The organism is Cronobacter condimenti 1330 (assembly GCF_001277255.1).
Classification (GTDB): Bacteria; Pseudomonadota; Gammaproteobacteria; order Enterobacterales; family Enterobacteriaceae; genus Cronobacter; species Cronobacter condimenti.
In genome coordinates, this window is the sequence record NZ_CP012264.1 from 1,680,971 (window position 1) to 1,701,553 (window position 20,583).

The 20,583-nt window shown below is 56.5% G+C and carries 21 protein-coding genes; 16 read left to right on the forward strand and 5 right to left on the reverse strand.

Features of this window, described 5'->3' with window-relative positions; all coding sequences use genetic code 11:
* Window position 1: 1 nt before the first annotated feature.
* Complete coding sequence (flgM, locus tag AFK62_RS07700; protein WP_007664310.1) at window positions 2–295, reverse strand: flagellar biosynthesis anti-sigma factor FlgM; 294 nt, start codon at window positions 293–295, stop codon at window positions 2–4.
* 95 nt (window positions 296–390) lie between these two features.
* On the reverse strand, window positions 391–1,050 hold the full coding sequence (gene flgA / locus AFK62_RS07705; RefSeq protein WP_007664306.1) for a flagellar basal body P-ring formation chaperone FlgA: 660 nt from the start codon (window positions 1,048–1,050) through the stop codon (window positions 391–393).
* 153 nt (window positions 1,051–1,203) lie between these two features.
* Here flgA and flgB point away from each other — a divergent pair, with 153 nt between their 5' ends.
* The 11 genes from flgB (at window position 1,204) to flgL (ending at window position 11,103) form a co-directional block, all read left to right on the forward strand.
* Window positions 1,204–1,617, forward strand: coding sequence for a flagellar basal body rod protein FlgB (gene flgB, locus AFK62_RS07710; RefSeq protein WP_007664304.1), 414 nt, complete (start codon window positions 1,204–1,206; stop codon window positions 1,615–1,617).
* Window positions 1,618–1,630: 13 nt separating this feature from the next.
* On the forward strand, window positions 1,631–2,035 hold the full coding sequence (flgC, locus tag AFK62_RS07715) for a flagellar basal body rod protein FlgC (protein ID WP_007664302.1): 405 nt from the start codon (window positions 1,631–1,633) through the stop codon (window positions 2,033–2,035).
* A gap of 11 nt (window positions 2,036–2,046) precedes the next feature.
* Window positions 2,047–2,727, forward strand: a complete 681-nt coding sequence (gene flgD / locus AFK62_RS07720; RefSeq protein WP_007664300.1) for a flagellar hook assembly protein FlgD — start codon at window positions 2,047–2,049, stop codon at window positions 2,725–2,727.
* Window positions 2,728–2,753: 26 nt separating this feature from the next.
* Complete coding sequence (gene flgE / locus AFK62_RS07725; RefSeq protein ID WP_053531826.1) at window positions 2,754–3,986, forward strand: flagellar hook protein FlgE; 1,233 nt, start codon at window positions 2,754–2,756, stop codon at window positions 3,984–3,986.
* Window positions 3,987–4,006: 20 nt separating this feature from the next.
* Window positions 4,007–4,765 (forward strand): flagellar basal body rod protein FlgF, encoded by a 759-nt coding sequence (locus AFK62_RS07730; protein WP_007663428.1) that lies wholly within the window; start codon window positions 4,007–4,009, stop codon window positions 4,763–4,765.
* Window positions 4,766–4,781: 16 nt separating this feature from the next.
* Window positions 4,782–5,564, forward strand: coding sequence for a flagellar basal-body rod protein FlgG (flgG, locus tag AFK62_RS07735; RefSeq protein WP_007663430.1), 783 nt, complete (start codon window positions 4,782–4,784; stop codon window positions 5,562–5,564).
* A 57-nt stretch (window positions 5,565–5,621) separates the two neighbouring features.
* A complete protein-coding gene (gene flgH / locus AFK62_RS07740) occupies window positions 5,622–6,320 on the forward strand; it encodes a flagellar basal body L-ring protein FlgH (protein WP_053531827.1) in 699 nt (232 codons plus the stop codon).
* Between the two features lie 12 nt (window positions 6,321–6,332).
* Window positions 6,333–7,430 carry a flagellar basal body P-ring protein FlgI gene (locus AFK62_RS07745; RefSeq protein WP_007663435.1) on the forward strand — a complete coding sequence of 366 codons (1,098 nt, stop codon included), beginning with the start codon at window positions 6,333–6,335 and terminating at the stop codon, window positions 7,428–7,430.
* Entirely contained in the window at window positions 7,430–8,392 is a 963-nt protein-coding gene (flgJ, locus tag AFK62_RS07750) for a flagellar assembly peptidoglycan hydrolase FlgJ (RefSeq protein WP_007663437.1), read from the forward strand. The genes AFK62_RS07745 and flgJ overlap by 1 nt, the downstream gene beginning before the upstream one ends.
* 75 nt (window positions 8,393–8,467) lie before the next feature.
* Complete coding sequence (gene flgK / locus AFK62_RS07755) at window positions 8,468–10,126, forward strand: flagellar hook-associated protein FlgK (RefSeq protein ID WP_053531828.1); 1,659 nt, start codon at window positions 8,468–8,470, stop codon at window positions 10,124–10,126.
* Window positions 10,127–10,140: 14 nt separating this feature from the next.
* Window positions 10,141–11,103, forward strand: coding sequence for a flagellar hook-associated protein FlgL (gene flgL / locus AFK62_RS07760; protein ID WP_053531829.1), 963 nt, complete (start codon window positions 10,141–10,143; stop codon window positions 11,101–11,103).
* 83 nt (window positions 11,104–11,186) lie between these two features.
* On the opposite strand, the gene AFK62_RS07765 is transcribed toward flgL, so the two are convergent.
* Window positions 11,187–12,422 carry an MFS transporter gene (locus AFK62_RS07765; protein WP_007670622.1) on the reverse strand — a complete coding sequence of 412 codons (1,236 nt, stop codon included), beginning with the start codon at window positions 12,420–12,422 and terminating at the stop codon, window positions 11,187–11,189.
* A 116-nt stretch (window positions 12,423–12,538) separates the two neighbouring features.
* Here AFK62_RS07765 and AFK62_RS07770 point away from each other — a divergent pair, with 116 nt between their 5' ends.
* Window positions 12,539–13,477, forward strand: coding sequence for a LysR family transcriptional regulator (locus tag AFK62_RS07770; RefSeq protein WP_007670624.1), 939 nt, complete (start codon window positions 12,539–12,541; stop codon window positions 13,475–13,477).
* Window positions 13,478–13,533: 56 nt separating this feature from the next.
* On the opposite strand, the gene rne is transcribed toward AFK62_RS07770, so the two are convergent.
* Complete coding sequence (gene rne, locus AFK62_RS07775) at window positions 13,534–16,692, reverse strand: ribonuclease E (protein ID WP_007670625.1); 3,159 nt, start codon at window positions 16,690–16,692, stop codon at window positions 13,534–13,536.
* A 567-nt stretch (window positions 16,693–17,259) separates the two neighbouring features.
* On the opposite strand from rne, the gene rluC reads away from it, so the two are divergent.
* Window positions 17,260–18,213, forward strand: a complete 954-nt coding sequence (gene rluC, locus AFK62_RS07780; protein WP_007670626.1) for a 23S rRNA pseudouridine(955/2504/2580) synthase RluC — start codon at window positions 17,260–17,262, stop codon at window positions 18,211–18,213.
* 123 nt (window positions 18,214–18,336) lie between these two features.
* Window positions 18,337–19,053: a DUF3053 family protein gene (locus AFK62_RS07785; protein WP_007670627.1), complete on the forward strand. Its 717-nt coding sequence runs from the start codon at window positions 18,337–18,339 to the stop codon at window positions 19,051–19,053.
* A gap of 54 nt (window positions 19,054–19,107) precedes the next feature.
* On the opposite strand, the gene AFK62_RS07790 is transcribed toward AFK62_RS07785, so the two are convergent.
* A complete protein-coding gene (locus tag AFK62_RS07790) occupies window positions 19,108–19,695 on the reverse strand; it encodes a Maf family protein (protein ID WP_007670629.1) in 588 nt (195 codons plus the stop codon).
* A 140-nt stretch (window positions 19,696–19,835) separates the two neighbouring features.
* On the opposite strand from AFK62_RS07790, the gene yceD reads away from it, so the two are divergent.
* Both yceD and rpmF read left to right on the forward strand, forming a co-directional pair.
* The gene (gene yceD, locus AFK62_RS07795) at window positions 19,836–20,357 is read left to right on the forward strand and encodes a 23S rRNA accumulation protein YceD (RefSeq protein ID WP_007670631.1); all 522 of its coding nucleotides are present in this window, start codon (window positions 19,836–19,838) and stop codon (window positions 20,355–20,357) included.
* Between the two features lie 51 nt (window positions 20,358–20,408).
* The gene (gene rpmF / locus AFK62_RS07800) at window positions 20,409–20,582 is read left to right on the forward strand and encodes a 50S ribosomal protein L32 (protein WP_004385196.1); all 174 of its coding nucleotides are present in this window, start codon (window positions 20,409–20,411) and stop codon (window positions 20,580–20,582) included.
* The last annotated feature ends 1 nt before the right edge of the window (window position 20,583 follow it).

Below are 20,583 nucleotides of genomic sequence, written 5' to 3' on the forward strand. Positions count from 1 at the left end.
ATTATTTATCCTGCAAGAAACTCTGAGCTTCCTGGATAAGCGCATCGGCAATTTTGCCGGTGTCCATTTTCAGGTCACCATTACGAATGGCGGCCTTCAGCGCTTCCACACGCTCAACGTTGATATCATCAGCGCCTGGCTTCATCAGTTTGGCCTGGGCGCCGCTTAAGGTGACGCTGGCACTGCCTGCCGCGGCGGTTTCCGTCGGACGGGCTTTTGGTGCCTGCGGTTCACTGTTTTCGCGCGGTTGCACCGTACTCACTGGTTTCAGGGGGGACGTGCGTTCAATAGTCATGGATTTTTTCCTCATAGAGGGGCTCGCGGCATAGAGCCGATAGTCATCGTTAGTTGATTAACTATATCGGCAGCCACAATGAATTCTTTAAAAGATTACAGGTTAATCAGAATAATCCCATCAGAACCCACGATGCCGCTTACCACCTGGCCTGAGGCCATTCTTACCCGGGCGTTTTGCGCCACCGCCGCGTTGTTTAGCGCTCGGCCTTCGCCATTAATGCTAAAGCCTTCGCCGTTGGCGATAATCTGTACCTGTTGACCCGCTTTAACACGCCATGACTGGCGTACCATCGACAGCATGACTGGCTGGTTTGGCGCGAGGTCACGCAGCGTAACAGCTTCACGTGCCTGGTCAAGATTGAGCATAGCTTTTGGGGGCAGGAGATCCAGCCGACCGCGTTCAAGGCGGAGGTTGGATTCGTTCAGCGTGCCGCCGCGCGCGACAGGCTGACTTGCCACTACATAGTTCCCGAAGGCCTGAACATTCACCTGCATATACCGTTTTTCATTCCCACAGCGCACCAGCACGCTGAGATTGCCCCACAAACGGGCGTTGCCCGGCAGGCTGAAATCAGGATTGTCGCAAGTCAGTCTCTGCGGCTCCGGCGTTTTCACCGTTACCACCACCGCATCACTTATCCCCGTCAGACGCTGAAGAAAGAACGGCGTCAGTTGGGCATTGAGCATATCGGCGAAAATTCCGGGGCTTAACAGCAGCAAAACCGCGGCGAGACAGTATTTCAGGCTCTTCATTGCACTTCTCCACATTTGGAACAGGAAGGATTCTACTCCGCTCTGTTTTTGTTCAAGGCAACAAATAGCGACGCATTTTGCGTTTATTCCAACGATAACGCACGCGTGTGGGGCAGTAAGATTTGCACACTTACCAGACTAATTGGAGGAATCATGCTCGATAAACTGGACGCCGCGCTGCGCTTTCAACAGGAAGCTATCAATCTACGCGCTCAGCGTCAGGAGATTCTGGCGGCCAATATCGCCAACGCCGATACCCCAGGTTTTCAGGCGCGCGATATTGATTTCGCCAGCCAACTGAAAAAAGTGATGGATCAGGGCCGCGCGTCAGGCAGCACCATGACGCTCGCCATGACCTCATCACGCCATATACCGGCTCAGGCGTCGACCGGCGCTTCTCTTGATTTGCTTTACCGCGTGCCGGATCAGCCGTCGATGGATGGCAACACCGTCGATATGGACCGTGAGCGCACCCAGTTTGCCGACAACAGCCTGAAGTATCAGACCGATCTGCAGGTTCTTGGCGGCCAAATCAAAAGCATGATGTCCGTGCTGCAGCAACAGTAAGGGTTAAGAAGCGATGGCGCTTTTAAATATTTTCGACATTGCCGGCTCAGCGATGACCGCGCAATCCAAACGCATGAACGTGGCGGCAAGTAACCTTGCCAACGCCGACAGCGCGACCGGGCCGGATGGTCAGCCTTACCGCGCAAAGCAAGTGGTCTTCCAGGTAGATGCAGCGCCGGGTGCGGCGACAGGCGGCGTGAAGGTAACGGATGTGGTGGAAAGCCAGGCGCCGGACAAGCTCATCTATGAGCCAGGCAACCCGCTGGCCGATGCCAAAGGGTATGTCCGTATGCCGAACGTTGACGTCGTAGGCGAGATGGTGAACTCCATGTCTGCCTCACGCAGCTATCAGGCTAACGTCGAAGTGCTGAACACCGTGAAAAGCATGATGCTCAAAACGCTCACGCTCGGTCAATAAAGGAGAGAGTCATGTCGATTACGCCAGGCATTAGCGACAGTTATAGCACCAGTAGTACCAGCAGCGCGACGTCCGGCAGCAGCCTGACCGGGAGTAAAGCGTCGGATCTGCAAAGCAGCTTCCTGACGCTTTTGGTCGCGCAGTTGAAAAACCAGGACCCGACCAACCCGCTGCAGAATAACGAACTGACCACGCAGCTTGCGCAGATCAGTACCGTTAGCGGCATTGAAAAACTGAATACCACGCTCGGATCTATCTCCGGCCAGATTGATAACAGCCAGTCGCTTGCGGCGAGCGCGCTTATCGGTCACGGCGTGATGATCCCGGGCAGCTCAATTCTGACTGGCAAAGACACCACAACACCGTTTGGCGTTGAGTTGCAACAGGCCGCAGATAAAGTTACCGCCACTGTCACTGATAAGAGCGGGAAAGTCGTTCGTACCATCGAAATCGGCGCGCTGAGCGCTGGGGTCCATACCTTCTCTTGGGATGGCTCGATGAGCGACGGCACTAAGGCGCCGGATGGCTCCTACAACGTCTCCATCGCTGCAAGCAACGGAGGCACCCAGCTGGTCGCTCAGCCGCTTAACTTCGCGCTAGTGAACGGCATTACGCGAAGCAACGGTTCGAGCCTGCTGGATCTGGGCACCTACGGGACTGCCTCACTCGACCAGGTACGGCAAATTATTTAAGCCTTCAATCTTATCAGGAGTAAGAAATGGCCTTTTCACAAGCGGTCAGCGGTCTGAATGCTGCCAGCACTAACCTCGACGTTATCGGCAACAACATTGCCAACTCCGCCACTTATGGTTTTAAGTCTGGCACCGTCTCTTTCGCCGATATGTTTGCCGGCTCAAAAGCGGGTCTTGGCGTTAAAGTTGCGGGCATTACTCAGGACTTCGGCGACGGCGTGACCACCAACACCGGTCGTAAGCTTGACGTCGCTATCAGCCAGAACGGTTTCTTCCGTCTGGTCGACTCTAACGGCGGCGTATTCTACAGCCGTAACGGCCAGTTCAAACTGGACGAAAAAAGCAACCTGGTCAACATGCAGGGCATGCAGGTCACCGGCTATCCGGCAACCGGCACCCCGCCGACCATTCAGCAGGGCGCAGACCCGGTTGCGCTGACCGTTCCAACCGCGCAGATGCCGGCGAGCAAAACCACCAGCGCAAACTTCGTAATGAACCTGAACTCGTCTGACGATGTTCCGGCGCAGTCCCCGTTTGATCCGGCTAACTCCAGCACCTTTAACAAAAGCGTGCCGCTGACCGTTTACGACAGCCTGGGTAACGAACACAACCTGAAGCTGTACTACGTGAAAACCGCTGACAACAAATGGGATGTCTACAACATGGACACCAGCGTTGGCTCCGCGACGCCGACCGCGCCGCTGACCAGCCTGACCTTCAGCGACAGCGGCGCCCTGACCGGCATCACTAACGCTGCACCGGCGGGCTCTCAGCAGGTACCGGTTGCCGTGGCTGCGCTGAACGGCTCTGCGGCATTCAGCTTCACCATGAACATGACGGGCACCACCCAGCAGAACTCTGGCGCGAACGTCATCCTGACCTCCAACCAGAACGGCTACAAGCCGGGCGACCTGGTCGGTTACTCCGTGAACGAAGACGGCAGCCTTGTTGGCAACTACTCCAACGAGAAGAGCCAGCTGCTGGGTCAGATCGTTCTGGCGAACTTTGCGAACCCGGAAGGTCTTGCTTCTCAGGGCGACAACGTATGGTCAGCAAGCACCGCTTCTGGTGTGGCACTGCTGGGTTCTGCTGGCACCGGTAACTTCGGTAAGCTGACCAGCGGCGCGCTCGAAGCCTCGAACGTCGATTTGAGTAAAGAACTGGTCAACATGATCGTCGCGCAGCGTAACTACCAGTCGAACGCGCAGACCATCAAGACTCAGGATCAGATCCTCAATACCCTGGTTAACCTGCGTTAATTGTCTGAAGGGATGGCTTAATGGATCACGCAATTTATACCGCCATGGGCGCAGCCAGCCAGACGCTGAATCAGCAGTCTGTTACGGCGAGCAACCTGGCCAACGCCTCAACGCCTGGCTTTCGCGCTCAGCTCAACGCGCTGCGCGCCGTGCCGGTAGAAGGGCTGTCATTGCCAACCCGTACGCTGGTCACGGCTTCCACCCCTGGCGTCAACATGAGCCAGGGCTCGCTCGACTACACCTCGCGTCCGCTGGACGTTGCCATTCAGGGCAGCGACGGCTGGCTGGCGGTACAGGCGCCGGACGGCACCGAAGCGTATACCCGCAACGGTAACATCCAGCGCACCGCGACCGGCCAGCTGACCATCCAGGGAAATCCTGTGATGGGCGAGGGCGGTCCGGTCGTGGTGCCGGAAGGCGCAGAAGTCACGATCGCCGCCGACGGGACTATCTCCGTGCTGAACCCGGGCGATGCACCCAACACCATTGCCCCGGTTGGCCGCCTGAAAATGGTAAAAGCCAGCGCGCAGGAAGTGGTGCGTGGCGATGACGGGCTGTTCCGTTTAAACCAGCAGGCGCAGACCGCCCGCGGTGCGACGTTGCAGGCCGACCCGACCATCAGCCTGATGTCAGGCGTGCTGGAAGGCAGCAACGTGAAACCCGTGGAAGCAATGACCGACATGATAGCCAACGCCCGTCGCTTCGAAATGCAGATGAAAATCATCAGCAGCGTCGATGAGAACGAGCAACGCGCTAACCAGTTATTGTCGATAAGTTAATCAACAGGACGACACTATGATCAGTTCTTTATGGATTGCCAAAACCGGTCTCGACGCCCAGCAAACCAATATGGACGTTATCGCCAACAACCTGGCGAACGTAAGCACCAATGGTTTCAAACGTCAGCGCGCGGTATTTGAAGATCTGCTTTATCAAACCATCCGCCAGCCGGGTGCGCAGTCGTCTGAACAGACGACGCTGCCTTCCGGTCTGCAGATTGGTACCGGTGTGCGCCCTGTCGCCACTGAACGTCTGCACAGCCAGGGCAACCTGTCTCAGACCAACAACAGTAAAGATGTCGCTATTAAAGGCCAGGGCTTCTTCCAGGTTCTGCTGCCGGACGGCACCTCCGCGTATACCCGCGACGGTTCTTTCCAGGTAGATCAGAACGGCCAGCTCGTGACCGCGGGCGGCTTCCAGGTACAGCCTGCTATTACTATCCCGGCGAATGCGCTGAGCATCACCGTCGGTCGCGACGGCGTGGTGAGCGTGACCCAGCAGGGAACGGCAGCGCCAGTTCAGGTCGGCCAGATCAACCTGACCACCTTTATGAACGACAGTGGTCTGGAAAGCATTGGTGAAAACCTCTACACCGAAACGCAGTCCTCCGGCACGCCGAACGAAAGCACGCCGGGCCTGAACGGTGCAGGGCTGCTGTATCAAGGTTATGTCGAAACCTCTAACGTCAACGTGGCGGAAGAGCTGGTCAACATGATCCAGGTGCAGCGCGCTTACGAGATTAACAGTAAAGCGGTTTCCACCACTGACCAGATGCTGCAAAAACTGACGCAACTCTAAAGCCTGTTTCGGTGTGGCGATAAGCCACACCGAACGCCACTACTGAAGATGAAAGCAATGCAAAAGACCGGTGCGCAACTCTGCCCTTTAGCGATAGCTCTCGCAATGACCCTTTCGGGTTGTGCGTGGGTGCCTTCTACTCCGCTGGTTCAGGGCGCGACGACCGCGCAGCCCGCACCTGCCCCCGCGCCGGTGGTTAACGGTTCCATTTTCCAGTCGGTACAGCAGATTAACTACGGTTATCAGCCGCTGTTCGAAGACCGTCGTCCGCGTAATGTCGGCGACACGCTCACGATTGAGCTGCAAGAAAACGTCAGTGCGAGCAAGAGCTCGTCGGCGAACGCCAGCCGCGACGGCAAGACCAACTTCGGTCTTGATACCGTACCGCGCTATCTCCAGGGCCTCTTTGGCAATGCGCGCGCCGATGTCAGCGCGTCCGGTGGCAATACCTTTAATGGTAAAGGCGGCGCTAACGCCAGCAACACCTTCAGCGGCACGCTGACTGTGACCGTCGATCAGGTTCTCGCCAACGGCAACCTGCACGTGGTAGGTGAAAAACAGATTGCCATCAACCAGGGCACAGAATTTATCCGCTTCTCGGGCGTGGTTAATCCTCGCACCATTAGCGGCAGCAACACGGTACCGTCCACGCAGGTGGCGGATGCCCGAATCGAATATGTCGGCAACGGCTATATCAACGAAGCGCAGAACATGGGATGGCTACAGCGTTTCTTCCTTAATTTATCGCCGATGTAACAGAGGTGAAAAATGTTTAAATCGCTCCCAGGACTCCTGCTGCTGCTCGTCGCGACCTTCGCGCAAGCTGACCGCATTCGTGACTTAACCACCGTACAGGGTGTACGTGAAAACTCCCTGATCGGCTACGGCCTGGTGGTAGGCCTTGACGGCACGGGTGACCAGACGACCCAGACGCCGTTTACCACGCAGAGCCTGAATAACATGCTCTCCCAGCTTGGGATCACCGTCCCGGCGGGCACAAACATGCAGCTAAAAAACGTGGCGGCGGTTATGGTGACCGCTTCTTACCCGGCGTTCGCGCGTCAGGGTCAGTCCATTGACGTTGTCGTTTCCTCGATGGGTAACGCCAAAAGCCTGCGCGGCGGTACGCTGCTGATGACGCCGCTGAAAGGCGTCGACAACCAGGTTTACGCACTGGCGCAGGGCAACATTCTGATAGGTGGCGCGGGCGCATCCGCTGGCGGCAGCAGTGTTCAGGTGAACCAGCTTAACGGTGGCCGTATCACTAACGGCGCGGTAATTGAACGTGAACTGCCGACCCAGTTTGGTAACGGCAACACGATCAACCTGCAGCTGAATAATGACGACTTTACGCTGGCACAGCAGATCTCTGACACCATTAACCGCGCACGCGGTTATGGCAGCGCCATGGCGCTGGATGCCCGTACCGTGCAGGTGCGTGCGCCAGGCGGCGGCAGCTCTCAGGTACAACTGCTGGCAGGCATCCAGAACCTTGAAGTGAATGTCGCGGTTCAGGACGCCAAAGTCATCATTAACTCACGCACCGGCTCCGTGGTAATGAACCGCGAAGTGTCCCTCGACAGCTGTGCGGTCGCGCAGGGCAACCTTTCCGTGACGGTTAACCAGCAGGCGAATGTGAGCCAGCCGGATACGCCGTTCGGCGGCGGCCAGACGGTTGTCACGCCGCAAACTCAGATTGATATGCGCCAGAGCGGCGGTGCGTTGCAGCGTGTGACCTCCAGCGCCAACCTGAACAGCGTGGTGCGCGCCCTGAATGCGCTGGGTGCAACCCCGATGGATCTGATGTCAATTCTGCAATCCATGCAAAGCGCGGGCTGTCTGCGCGCCAAACTGGAAATCATCTGATGCTGACTGATAGCAAATTACTGTCCAGCGCCGCCTTTGATGCGCAATCGCTCAATGACCTGAAAGCTAAGGCTGGAAAGGATCCGAACGGCAACCTGAAATCGGTTGCCCGCCAGGTGGAAGGGATGTTCGTGCAAATGATGCTGAAGAGCATGCGCGAAGCGTTACCCAAGGATGGGATGTTCAGTAGCGATCAGACACGGCTTTACACCAGCATGTACGATCAGCAAATCGCCCAGCAGATGACCGCGGGCAAAGGCCTCGGCCTTGCTGACATGATGGTCAAACAGATGGGCGGCGATCCGTCTGCGGCTGCGGAGCCTGCGCAGGCACAAACCACGTCTCAGGTGCCGATGAAATTTGATATCGACACCATGAATAGCTACCGCAACCAGGCGATCACCCAGATTGTGCGTCAGGCCATGCCGAAGGCGCCGTCGAATGAAGAGCCGCTCTCCGGTGACAGCAAAGACTTCCTCGCGCAGCTTTCACTGCCGGCGAAACTGGCGAGCCAGCAGAGCGGTGTGCCCCATCACCTGATCCTCGCCCAGGCGGCGCTCGAATCAGGCTGGGGCCAGCGCCAGATCCGCAAAGAGAACGGTGAGCCGAGCTTTAACATTTTCGGCGTTAAAGCGACCTCTTCCTGGAAAGGGCCGGTGACGGAAATCACTACCACCGAATATGAAAACGGTGAAGCGAAGAAAGTGAAAGCGAAGTTCCGCGTCTACGGCTCGTATCTTGAAGCGCTGTCCGATTACGTGGGCATGCTGACGCGCAACCCGCGCTATGCGGCGGTGACCAGCGCAGGCTCAGCGGAAGAGGGCGCGCAAGCGTTGCAGGCCGCGGGCTACGCGACCGATCCGAACTACGCCCGTAAGCTCACCAGCATGATTCAGCAGATGAAAGCGGTCGGTGAAAAGGTGAGCAAAGCGTACAGCCAGGATATCTCGACGTTGTTCTGAAACGGCTCAAGTTCTCGTAAGGGCTGCCGATAATTATCGTCAGGACCCGCGTATGAATGTTCAAAAGGAACCTCCATGTCCAGTAGCTTAATTAATAGCGCCATGAGTGGCCTGAGTGCGGCGCAAACCGCACTGAGCACGGTGAGCAATAACATCTCTAACTACAACGTCGCAGGCTATACCCGCCAGACCACCATTCTGGGGCAGTCTAACAGCACCATGACGCAGGGCGGCTGGGTTGGCAACGGCGTGTATGTGTCCGGTATTCAGCGTGAATATGATGCATTTATCACCAATCAGCTGAACGCGGCGCAAAACCAGAGCAGCGGGTTAACCACCCGTTATGAGCAGATGTCGAAAATCGACGATATGCTCTCTGGCACTACCAATAACATCTCTACCACGATGCAGGATTTCTTCAAAAGCCTGCAAACGCTGGCCAGCAACGCCGAAGATCCGGCCGCGCGTCAGACTCTGCTTGGCAAAGCAGACGGTCTGGTTAACCAGTTCAAAGTGGTGGATCAGTATCTGCGTGACCAGGATAAGCAGGTCAGTACGGCCGTTACCGCAAACGTCCAGCAGATCAATAACTTCGCGACCCAGATTGCGTCGCTGAACGAACAGATCACCCGCCTGACCGGGATGGGTGCGGGCGCATCGCCAAACGATCTGTTGGATCAGCGCGATCAACTGGTGAGCGAGCTGAATAAAATCGTCGGCGTTGATGTCACCGTTCAGGATGGCAACACCTTTAACGTCACGATGGCGAACGGCTACAACCTGGTGCAGGGCAGCAAAGCCAGCCAGCTTGCCGCCGTGCCGTCCAGCGCCGATCCGGGCCGTACTACCATCGCGTTCGTGGATAAAATTGCGGGCAATATTGAGATCCCGGAGCGACTGGTGACCACCGGGTCGCTGGGCGGTCTGTTCGCTTTCCGCTCTCAGGATCTGGATCTGGCGCGTAACAACCTGGGCCAGTTGGCGCTTGCGTTTGGCGACTCGTTCAACAAGCAGCACGAAGCGGGCTTTGATGCTAACGGCGATCCCGGTAAAGCGTTCTTTAAGCTTGGCACCGCAGCGGCGATGAGTAACACCCGTAACACGGGAACGGCCTCGCTGACCGCGACTATCACTGATAGCAAAGCGGTGAAAGCCAGTGATTATCAGATGGCGTTTGACGGTGCTAACTGGAAAGTGACGCGTCTGTCTGACAACGTTATCGTCAACGCCACGCCGACGCTGGATGGTTCTGGCAACCTGGCTTCACTGGCATTTGACGGCCTGAAGGTCGACATTACCGGTGCGGCGGCGAACAAAGACACCTTTACCGTGAAACCGGTCGCGAACGTCATCATCAGCATGGATGTGGCGGTACACGACGAGGCGGAAATCGCGATGGCGTCGGATGCGACGTCTGGCGAGAGCGACAACCGTAACGGTAAAGCGCTGCTGGATCTGCAAAACAGCAAAACCATCGGCGGCAGCAAAACCTTTAACGATGCCTATGCGGCGTTTATCAGTAACGTGGGTAACACCACGAATACGCTGAAAAGCTCCAGCACGACGCAGACTAACGTGGCCACGCAGCTGACCAAACAGCAGCAGTCCATTTCCGGGGTAAACCTGGATGAAGAATACGGCAACCTGCAGCGCTTCCAGCAGTACTACATGGCGAATGCCCAGGTGCTGCAGACCGCGTCCGCGCTGTTTGACGCCCTTCTCCAGATTCGCTAACAGGGAACCGAACAATGCGTATTAGTACACAAATGATGTATCAGCAGAACATGCGGGGCATTACCGACTCGCAGAGTACCTGGCTGAAATACGGTGAGCAGATGTCCACCGGCAAACGTGTGAACCGTCCGTCTGATGATCCTATCGCCGCGGCACAGGCCGTGGTGCTTTCTCAGGCGCAGGCGCAGAACGAACAGTACACCCAGGCGCGCACCTTCGCGACCCAGAAAGTATCACTGGAGTCGAGCGTGCTGAGCCAGGTGACCAGCGTTATCACCTCCGCGCAGGAAAAAATGGTATACGCCAACAACGGTACGCTGAGTGACAGCGACCGTGCGTCGGTCGCGACCGACCTGCAGGGGATGCGCGATCAGCTGCTGAACCTCGCGAACAGCGCTGACGGTAATGGCCGCTATATTTTTGCCGGCTATAAAACCGATGCGGCGCCGTTTAGCGGCACGCCGGGCAACATTACCTATAACGGTGGGCTGGATAACATCACTCAGCAGGTGGATTCCGCGCGTACGATGGTTATCGGCCACAACGGCAATACGGTATTCAACAGCCTCACCAGTAACGCCACGCCGGAGCCGGACGGCTCGCCGAGCGAAACCAACGTGTTCAAAATGCTTGATTCCGCCATTGCTGCGCTGAAAACGCCGCTCGAAGGCGCGGATGAAACCACGCAGCAGAATGCGCTGAATGCGATTACCAAAACCTCTCGTGGTCTTGGCAATGCGCTGGATAACGTCGGGACGGTACTGGCGGAAGTGGGGACGCAGATGAAAGAGCTGCAAAACCTCGATGAGCTGGGTGCTGAACGTACTCTGGGTCAGACCGCGCAGATGAGTAGCCTTGTGGATGTGGACTGGAACTCGGCCATCTCCTCCTATGTGATGCAGCAGGCAGCGCTTCAGGCTTCCTATAAAGCGTTCAGTGATATGCAAGGGATGTCGCTGTTCCAGTTGAATAAGTAACTTTTTATCGATTTGAAGCATGTCATGAAACTGGGCGTGCTTTATGTGCCCGCTTCATCACCCCGAAGCGGGCTTTTTTTTGTCTACCGTTCTGCTGCCTGCCCAGCGGCGAAACCAGCCGGACGTGATTTTTGCATCAGGCGGATGGCCAGCGCCACTCCGCTTACGCCTGTGGCCAGCGCCACCACCGCAGACCAGCCGCCAAGCTCCCAGGCTTTACTGCCAAGCAACGACCCCAGCGCCATACCTACAAACACCCCGGTGAAGAGCAGGGCATTCAGACGGCCACGCGCTTTTGGCTCAAGGCTATATACCAGCGTCTGATGCGCAACCAGCGAAGACTGCAAACCTAAATCGAAACCAACGGCCGCAAGCGCAATCAGCAGCAGTTGCATGGTGGGCGAGAGCAGCGGCATGGCGAACATGGCGGCGAATGACACCATTACCAGCAGACTACCGAGCTGCGTGACGCGCGCCGGGCCGAAGCGGTCAGAGAGCGCGCCGGAGAGCGGTGCGGCCAGTGCCCCCGCTGCGCCTGCCAGACCAAATGCTCCGGCCACTGCGCTGCCCATGTGGAAATGTTCACTGAGCATTACCGCAAGCATTGACCAGAAAGCGCTAAAACCGATGGAGAGAAAACCCTGCGCCAGCGCTGCGCCGCGAAGCGTCGGATAGCGTTTCCACAAACCGCCCATGGAGTGCAGCAGCGCCGGGTAGCTCAGCGTCGCGTGGGTTTCAAAGCGCGGCAGCACACGCCACAGAACCAGCCCAATCAGCGCAATGCTCGCGGCGGCAAGCTGATACATGACGCGCCAGCCGAATGCAGCGCTGATAACGCCGCTCACCGAGCGGGAGAGCAGAATACCGAGCAACAGGCCAGTCATGACGGTGCCGACAATTTTCCCCTGCTGCCCTGCAGGCGAAAGAATAGCGGCGGCGGGCACGATATCCTGCGCCATGGTCGCCATCATACCTACCAGCAGGCTGAGTATGAGCAGGCTGTGCAGGCCGCCGCTAAAACTGTAGAGCGCAAGCATGACGGCCAGCGCCAGACATTTCACCAGAATTAATGTACGACGGTCATGGCGGTCGCCCAGTGGCAGCAGAAACAGAATGCCGAGGGCGTAGCCCGCCTGGGTCAGCGTCGGGATAAGCCCCATGCCGTCAACACCAAGATGAAGCTCGCTGCCTATCAGCGGCAGAATCGGCTGTGCGTAGTAAATAGATGCGACGCTCAGGCCCGTCGCGATAGCCAGAATCAGTATTAACAGGCGTGAGAGCCCAGGGGCGCGGTGTGCAGTGTCATTATGGTTATTCATGGTCAAACCCTCGTGAGTAATCAGTACGGGTTGATTGTCAGCGAGCAGCGGCTGGCGCGGTAGAGGCCGACATGATAAAACGGTTATACATGTAACGTATAACCAGAGAAAAATTCATGGGCATTGAGCGTATAGATCGGGTGGAGCTGATGCACACGTTTGTGCGCATTATTGAGAGCGGCTCGCTCTCGGCGGCGGCCGTGCAGATGAATACCACGCAGGCGACCGTCAGCCGCCGTCTGAAGTCACTCGAAGATCTGCTGGGCGCCAGGCTATTGCTGCGTACCACGCATGCAATGAAGCTCACTGATGACGGTGAGCGTTGCTATCAGCATGCCCGCAGCGTCATGGCGAGCTGGCAGGCGCTGGAAGATGAAATCAAAAATGCTGAAGGCGAACCCGTCGGCGTACTACGCGTGCGTGCGCCACATGCCTTCGGCCAGGACCAGCTTATTGATCCACTGACGGAATTTTTAACACGCTACCCAGGGCTCTGCGTGGAGTGGATGCTCAACGATAAATCGCCAGATTTTATTGGGGATAATATTGACTGCGCACTGCATGTCGGGCCGGATGTCGATCCGTCCGTGATTGCCGTACAGCTCGCTGAGGTGCCGCGTATCGTCGTGGCGACGCCGGCGCTGCTGGCGCGTTATCCGGCGGTGAACGCGATTGAGGATCTTGCGGCACTGCCGTGGGTGGCGCTCAGTACGTTTTATCGTCGCGAAGTCGTGCTTAATCATGCCGTGACCGGCGAGCGTCAGGCATTCCCGGTTGTGCCGCGTTTAAGCTCCGACAGCCTGTACGCGGTGCGCCGCACTATCCTGAACGGGCTGGGCGCGGGCATGGTCTCCGCGTGGGTGGTAGAGGATGATCTGCGTGAAGGACGGCTGGTGCAACTGTTGCCAGCCTGGCAGGCGCCGCCGTTGCCCGTATATCTGCTCTACCCGTGGGCGCGCTATTATCCAGCGCGGCTGCGGCGTTTTCTCGAACTGATGAAAGCGGTAATGCCCGAGCTTGCAGGCATGCGGCAGGTCACCACACCAAAACGTTAGCGTAAAGCAGACAATAAAAAAGCCGGTCAGAGACCGGCTTTTTTGTGCGGGGAGGGTTACTCCACCGGCTGAGGACGCGTTGCAGGGGCTGAGGCCTGTTGGGTGGCGCTGTGGCCGCCCGCTGAACCTTTACCGCTGAACTCGAATGTCGGGCGAACCCAGTCGCTGTGACGCGGCGGCTCAGGCACATAGTCCGGTGCCGGTGCGCGGGTCATCGGCGCAGAAGCGACGACAGGCGCTTTCACTTCGATAACCGGTGCTTTCGCTTCAGTGGCCGGTGCGGCTTCAGGCGCTTTTACCGGTTCGTCAGCGATGGCTTGCGGCTGCGGTTCCTGCGACGGCGCGCTTTCTGCCATCTCAGCGGCGGCGTTAACGCGGGTGGCGTCATCAGCAACCGGCGCGTCAGCCGCAACGGCTTCCTGCGCAACCTGTTCGGCGACGGCCTGATCCTGCGGCTCGATGAGCTGCGGCTGTGCGTCAACCGGTGCTTCGATCGCTTCAGGATGGGTCGTTTCCACGACCGGCGCCTGCGGCGCGCTTTCTGCAACCGACGGCTCCACTACTACGGCTTCAGCGACTGGTTCAACCGGCGCGGTTACCGTTGAGGTTTCAGCGACCGGCGCGGTGTTCTGCTCCAGCGTCTGCTGCTCATCCTGCTCCTGCGCACGCGGCAGTGGGTAGCGGATCCAGACTTTACCAGAGGCCATCTCCGGCGACGCGCATGCGACGGTCAGCGGCATCGGCGACTGTGTCGGGTAACGCTCGTCACGATAGCGACGGCGGCGCTGGCCGCTGACACGCAGGTGACGCGGAGAGCGACGTGAACGACGCGGCATACCGGCGTTCTCACTGCCGGAGTGGGCGTTCTCGTCAGAGGCAGCTGGCGCTTCCACATTCGCTGGCAGCGCCAGTGGGGCAGTGTCTTCCTGTTGCGTTTCGGCAACCGGTGCTGGCGCCTCGGCCTGCTCAATAACATCCGATACCGATTCGATACGCACTTTCTGGCTCAGCTGACGCGGTTTACGGCGCGGCATCACCTGAACAACGCGATCTTCCTGTTCGGTCTCTTCAACAGCCTCGTCACGGTTCAGCTCGCTGACTTCCTGCTGCGCCTGACGTTTCTCTTCAGAGCGGCGACGGTTGCGATCGCGGCGAGGTGACTGCTGCTCGTCACGTGCTTTTGGTTTCTCAGCGGCATCTTCCGCAACCGGCGCGCGGCTTTCACGCACTTCGGCGTTCTGCTGCTGTTTCTCACGGCGGTTACGGCGGTTCTCTTCGCGCGCTTCGCTGTTGTCACGGTTATCGCGATTATCACGGGACGGACGCTCGCCACGGTCGCTGCGATCATTACGGTCGTTGCGATCGCGACGATTATTCTGACGGCGGCCATTACGACGCTCTTGCTGCTTCTCGTCGCGGTTTTTCGCTGGCTGCTGTTCCGGCTCGCTTGCGGCAGGCTGTACCTGTGGTTCGCTGGCGAACAGGCTCTTCAGCGCGCTGATAGCGCGGCTCAGGAAGCCTTCTTTCGCAGGCGCTTGCGCTGGTGTCGGCTGGGCTACCGGTGCGGCGGCTTTCGGGGCGCTGGATTCTGGCGGCGCTGGCGGCACGTCTGGCATGACGAAGGTAGCCAGTGCCGGCTGCTCAGGACGTTTACGCTCGGCGTATTCTTCTTCAGACGGCAGCGCCATCGCTTCTTCATGCAGTTTCGGCAGCATGTAACTTAGCGTATGGGTCTCTTCGCCTTTACGCACGCGCAGCACGGAGTAGTGCGGAGTTTCCATCTGATCGTTTGGCACGATCACGCAGCGCACGCCACCCTGGCGCGTTTCGATAGCCGTAATGGCTTCGCGCTTTTCGTTGAGCAAATAAGAGGCGATAGGCACGGGAACGATAGCGTGAACTTCCTGCGTGTTCTCTTTCAGCGCTTCTTCTTCAATCAGACGCAGAATAGAAAGCGACAGAGATTCGTTATCGCGGATGGTGCCGGTGCCGCTACAACGCGGGCAGACATGATGGCTGGATTCGCCAAGCGACGGGCTCAGGCGCTGGCGGGACATCTCCAGCAGACCAAAGCGGGAAATATGGCTGATTTGAATACGCGCGCGGTCCTGTCGTACGGCTTCGCGCAGGCGGTTTTCTACCGCGCGCTGATGGCGTACCGGGGTCATATCGATGAAGTCGATAACGATCAGACCGCCTAAGTCGCGCAGGCGCAGCTGACGGGCGATTTCATCTGCCGCTTCCAGGTTGGTGTTGAACGCGGTTTCTTCGATATCGCCGCCGCGGGTTGCGCGTGCGGAGTTGATATCGATTGCGGTCAGCGCTTCGGTGGTGTCGATAACAATCGAGCCGCCGGACGGCAGACGTACTTCGCGCTGGAAGGCTGACTCAATCTGGGATTCAATTTGATAGTGGCTGAACAGCGGAATTTCACCGGTGTAGAGCTTAATTTTGCTGCTGAAATCCGGACGACCCAGCGCGGCGATGTGCTGACGGGCCAGCTCAAGCACTTTCGGGTTATCGATAAGGATTTCGCCGATGTCCTGACGAAGATAGTCGCGGAACGCGCGTACGATAACGTTACTTTCCTGATGGATAAGGAACGGTGCCGGACGGTTTTCAGCGGCTTTTTGAATGGCTTCCCAGTGCTTAAGGCGGAAGCTTAAATCCCACTGCAGCGCTTCGGCAGATTTACCAACGCCTGCGGTGCGCACAATCAACCCCATGCCGTCAGGCAGTTCGAGGCTGGAAAGGGCTTCTTTAAGCTCGGTGCGATCGTCACCTTCAATACGGCGAGAGATACCGCCTGCACGTGGATTGTTCGGCATCAGCACGAGGTAACTGCCCGCAAGGCTGATAAAAGTTGTCAGCGCCGCGCCTTTGTTGCCACGTTCTTCTTTATCGATCTGAACGATGACTTCCTGGCCTTCGCGCAAGACATCTTTAATGTTCGGACGACCATGAGAGGCATAGCTGGCAGGGAAGTATTCGCGGGCGATTTCTTTTAAAGGGAGGAAACCGTGTCTTTCGGCGCCATAATCAACAAATGCGGCTTCGAGACTGGGTTCAATGCGGGTAATTTTGCCTTTGTAGATGTTCGCTTTTTTCTGCTCGTGTCCAGGACTTTCGATATCCAGGTCGTACAGACGTTGCCCATCCACGAGGGCGACGCGCAACTCTTCCTGCTGAGTTGCGTTAATTAGCATTCTTTTCATCGTAACTTACTCGTTATTCTTACATTGACGACAAAGCTGCGGGCATGGTGACGCTGACCGGGAGTGAACCGATGGCCTCGTGACTGTTCGCGCCGTCAACCTCCCGGTTGTCGAACGCTTAAGAGGCGCAGAGTGTCGGTAGCCTGTATTTCAGGTGGAAATACAGCGCAATTATCAGAGGAATGACCGGGATTGTTTCTCCGGAAGCTTCCCTTTACCGGCCAGGCTGCAACCCGCAGCCCGCTAACTGCCTGAAAGTTCAACACGTCTTACGCCATTGCCGCGTGGAAGGACTGTCAGGCAAAACTGGTAATTCCGCAAAATTCCTTGTCTAAACAAGTCTCAACACGGAAAACAGTCGCATTATTCCATTGCTAAGCTTGATATAGCAAGCTGACTTTTGCCCTTTATCACCGACTTACTCACAGTTTTTTAACTTCTTGTTCGTCGGTTCCGCCGAAGCGGTGACAAAAAGAACTCATTAGCTGTGTGAATCGATGAGTTACTAAATATAAGCATATAAAAATGTGTGGCGCTACGGGCATCCGGTATTTAGAATCGCGCACCATGAAAACAGAGACGCCATCCGTAAAAATCGTTGCCATTTCCGCCGATGAGGCAGGGCAGCGTATCGACAATTTTTTGCGCACGCAGCTTAAAGGCGTGCCCAAAAGTATGATTTACCGCATCGTTCGCAAAGGCGAAGTGCGGGTGAACAAAAAACGTATCAAGCCGGAGTACAAGCTTGAGGCGGGCGATGAAGTGCGCATCCCACCGGTTCGTGTGGCGGAACGTGAAGAGGAAGCTGTTTCTCCCCACCTGCAAAAGGTAGCGGCGCTAAGCGACGTTATCCTTTATGAAGATGATCATATTCTGGTGCTGAATAAACCGTCCGGTACGGCGGTTCACGGCGGCAGCGGGCTGAGTTTCGGCGTGATTGAAGGCTTGCGCGCGCTACGCCCCGAAGCACGTTTTCTGGAGCTGGTGCATCGACTCGACCGTGATACATCCGGCGTGCTGTTGGTAGCCAAAAAGCGCTCGGCGCTGCGTTCACTGCATGAGCAGTTACGCCAGAAGGGGATGCAGAAAGATTATCTGGCACTGGTGCGCGGCCAGTGGCAGTCACATGTGAAAAGCGTCCAGGCGCCGCTCCTGAAAAATATTCTGCAAAGCGGCGAGCGTATTGTGCGTGTGAACCAGGAAGGCAAACCGTCAGAAACCCGTTTTAAGGTCGAAGAGCGGTTTGCGAACGCGACGCTGGTACGCTGTAGCCCTGTGACGGGTCGCACCCATCAGATCCGTGTTCACACCCAGTTTGCCGGTCACCCTATTGCTTTTGACGATCGCTATGGCGATCGGGCGTTTGATGCACAGTTAGCCGCGACTGGTTTGAATCGCCTGTTTCTGCATGCGGCAGCGCTGCGTTTTGAACACCCAGGCACTGGCGAGACGATGCGCGTAGAGGCGCCCATGGATGATGAGCTTAAGACTTGTCTGAAAGTGTTGCGTGCGGGCGGCTGAAAGCCTCCTGAATGTAGTAGTTCTCGTCTGGCATCCCCGCGCTGCGTTATGAAATGAACTACACTGAACACCCGGCTCCGGCCGGGTGTTTTTTTATACATATACAACCGCATGGAGATAAAAATGGCCTGGTTACATTCCCGGACATGGAAACGTGTTTTCTTTACCCTGTTTCTGACAGGCATGGTGTGGCAGCTCGCAGGGTGCGATAACAATAAAGAACCGGAACAGCGTAAAGCCTTTATTCAGTTCCTTCAGACCCGTATTCTGCCGTCCAAAACGCTGTCGGTTCCGACGCTGACCGCGCAGGAAAAAGAGAGCTTTGGCAAGTACGCGGACGATTACGCGATCCTGAGTGATTACTCCAATGAAATGACTGCTGCGTTTTCAGGCAACGATCAGGCCATGCGTCAGATGCGCGGCGTGTCCAGCGCAAAAGATATGGTGGAAAAACGCGAGACTATCGAAAAATCCCGTAAAGAACTGGGGAATATCGAAACGAAACGCGCGGATACCATGAAAAGCGTGGAAGACCGTTATTCCAAACTGAAACAGCCGGAGGACCTGAAAACGGTCTTTGATCAGGCTTATCAGAAAACCGTGGTGCGTCCTAACGCGCTGCTGACCCAGACGCTCTCTCTAACCGACGCCATTCTTGGCCAGGCGCTGGATATCGGCAACTACCTGAACAGCCTCGGCAATAAAGTACAGTACACCGGCGCGATGGCGCAGTTTACTGACCAGAAGCAGTTGGATCTGTTCAACGAAAAACTGACCGCGATGCGCGAAAAACAGCAGGAACTGCTGGCCGTTGCACGTCAGCTGGCGGAAATGCAGTAAGCCGCCCTGTAATAAAAAAAGCCCTGCGATGCAGGGCTTTTTGCTTTCTGGCATCTAACGGTGGGAGAGGGGATCGACACCTTCGCGGCGGAGCATTTCACACAGGCGAATCAGCGGCAGGCCAATCAGGGTGTTCGGATCACGTCCGTCGAGCCTGTCAAAGAGCGTGATACCAAGCCCTTCGCTTTTAAAGCTGCCCGCACATTGCCATGGCGCCTCACGATGCAGGTAGTTTTCAATTTCTGTCTCGCTGAGTGTGCGAAAATGGACGTGAAAAGGTTCACAATCACATTGCTGCACACCGGTGGCGCTATTATAAAGCGCAATGCCGGTATAAAAGGTGACAACCTGTCCGCTTGCCTGACGCAACTGCTTAACAGCATTTTCAAACGTGTGCGGTTTACCGGTAATGGTATTATTCAGCACGCAAACCTGATCGCTGCCAATAATCAAATGCCGGGGATAATTCTCCCGCAGCGCTTGCGCTTTTTGTAAAGCCAGTCTTAATACTAATTGTTGTGCAGTTTCCTTCGCGAGTGGGGTTTCGTCAGTCTCGGGTGCTGCGGTTTCAAACGGTAAGCCCAGCTTTTCTAAGAGAGTGCGGCGAAACGGCGATGTGGAAGCCAGTACGATTGAGGTCATATTTTTCAGTGAAAGATAGCGTATCGATGAGCGCTATTTTAAACTGTCGGCCGCAATGTGTGCGAATAAATGGTAAAAGGTGTTTCAAACCCGCCTTTTTCTTTGACTCTATGACGTTACAAAGTTAATATGCGCGCCCTATGCAAAAGGTAAAATTACCCCTGACTCTTGATCCGGTTCGTACGGCTCAAAAACGCCTCGATTACCAGGGTATCTATACTCCTGAACAGGTAGAGCGTATCGCCGAATCTGTGGTCAGTGTGGACAGTGATGTCGAATGCTCCATGTCGTTCGCTATCGATAACCAGCGTCTCGCCGTGTTTAAAGGTGATGCAACGGTTACGGTAACGCTCGCATGCCAGCGTTGCGGTCAGCCGTTTAGTCATCATGTTCACACAACGTATTGTTTCAGCCCGATCTCTAACGACGATCAGGCAGAAGCACTCCCGGAAGCGTATGAGCCGATTGAAGTGAATGAATTCGGTGAAATCGACCTGCTGGCGACGGTTGAGGATGAATTAATCCTCGCCCTGCCTGTAGTTCCGGTGCATGATTCTGAACACTGTGAAGTGTCCGAGGCGGACATGGTCTTTGGTGAACTGCCTGAAGAGGCACAGAAACCAAATCCATTTGCCGTGTTAGCCAATTTAAAGCGTAAGTAATTGGCGATTCCCGCGCGAGCAGGAATAAGCCGTAATTGAGGAGTAAGGTCCATGGCCGTACAACAGAATAAACCCACTCGTTCCAAGCGCGGTATGCGTCGTTCTCATGACGCGCTGACCGCTGTCACCAGCCTGTCTGTAGACAAAACTTCTGGTGAAACCCATCTGCGTCACCACATCACCGCCGACGGTTACTACCGCGGTCGCAAGGTTATCACTAAGTAAT

Excerpts from the sequence above, each read along its gene's own strand:
- flgM (WP_007664310.1), bottom strand. The coding sequence starts at position 295 with ATGACTATTGAACGCACGTCCCCCCTGAAACCAGTGAGTACGGTGCAA.
- flgA (WP_007664306.1), bottom strand. The coding sequence starts at position 1,050 with ATGAAGAGCCTGAAATACTGTCTCGCCGCGGTTTTGCTGCTGTTAAGC.
- flgB (WP_007664304.1), top strand. The coding sequence starts at position 1,204 with ATGCTCGATAAACTGGACGCCGCGCTGCGCTTTCAACAGGAAGCTATC.
- flgC (WP_007664302.1), top strand. The coding sequence starts at position 1,631 with ATGGCGCTTTTAAATATTTTCGACATTGCCGGCTCAGCGATGACCGCG.
- flgD (WP_007664300.1), top strand. The coding sequence starts at position 2,047 with ATGTCGATTACGCCAGGCATTAGCGACAGTTATAGCACCAGTAGTACC.
- flgE (WP_053531826.1), top strand. The coding sequence starts at position 2,754 with ATGGCCTTTTCACAAGCGGTCAGCGGTCTGAATGCTGCCAGCACTAAC.
- AFK62_RS07730 (WP_007663428.1), top strand. The coding sequence starts at position 4,007 with ATGGATCACGCAATTTATACCGCCATGGGCGCAGCCAGCCAGACGCTG.
- flgG (WP_007663430.1), top strand. The coding sequence starts at position 4,782 with ATGATCAGTTCTTTATGGATTGCCAAAACCGGTCTCGACGCCCAGCAA.
- flgH (WP_053531827.1), top strand. The coding sequence starts at position 5,622 with ATGCAAAAGACCGGTGCGCAACTCTGCCCTTTAGCGATAGCTCTCGCA.
- AFK62_RS07745 (WP_007663435.1), top strand. The coding sequence starts at position 6,333 with ATGTTTAAATCGCTCCCAGGACTCCTGCTGCTGCTCGTCGCGACCTTC.
- flgJ (WP_007663437.1), top strand. The coding sequence starts at position 7,430 with ATGCTGACTGATAGCAAATTACTGTCCAGCGCCGCCTTTGATGCGCAA.
- flgK (WP_053531828.1), top strand. The coding sequence starts at position 8,468 with ATGTCCAGTAGCTTAATTAATAGCGCCATGAGTGGCCTGAGTGCGGCG.
- flgL (WP_053531829.1), top strand. The coding sequence starts at position 10,141 with ATGCGTATTAGTACACAAATGATGTATCAGCAGAACATGCGGGGCATT.
- AFK62_RS07765 (WP_007670622.1), bottom strand. The coding sequence starts at position 12,422 with ATGAATAACCATAATGACACTGCACACCGCGCCCCTGGGCTCTCACGC.
- AFK62_RS07770 (WP_007670624.1), top strand. The coding sequence starts at position 12,539 with ATGGGCATTGAGCGTATAGATCGGGTGGAGCTGATGCACACGTTTGTG.
- rne (WP_007670625.1), bottom strand. The coding sequence starts at position 16,692 with ATGAAAAGAATGCTAATTAACGCAACTCAGCAGGAAGAGTTGCGCGTC.
- rluC (WP_007670626.1), top strand. The coding sequence starts at position 17,260 with ATGAAAACAGAGACGCCATCCGTAAAAATCGTTGCCATTTCCGCCGAT.
- AFK62_RS07785 (WP_007670627.1), top strand. The coding sequence starts at position 18,337 with ATGGCCTGGTTACATTCCCGGACATGGAAACGTGTTTTCTTTACCCTG.
- AFK62_RS07790 (WP_007670629.1), bottom strand. The coding sequence starts at position 19,695 with ATGACCTCAATCGTACTGGCTTCCACATCGCCGTTTCGCCGCACTCTC.
- yceD (WP_007670631.1), top strand. The coding sequence starts at position 19,836 with ATGCAAAAGGTAAAATTACCCCTGACTCTTGATCCGGTTCGTACGGCT.
- rpmF (WP_004385196.1), top strand. The coding sequence starts at position 20,409 with ATGGCCGTACAACAGAATAAACCCACTCGTTCCAAGCGCGGTATGCGT.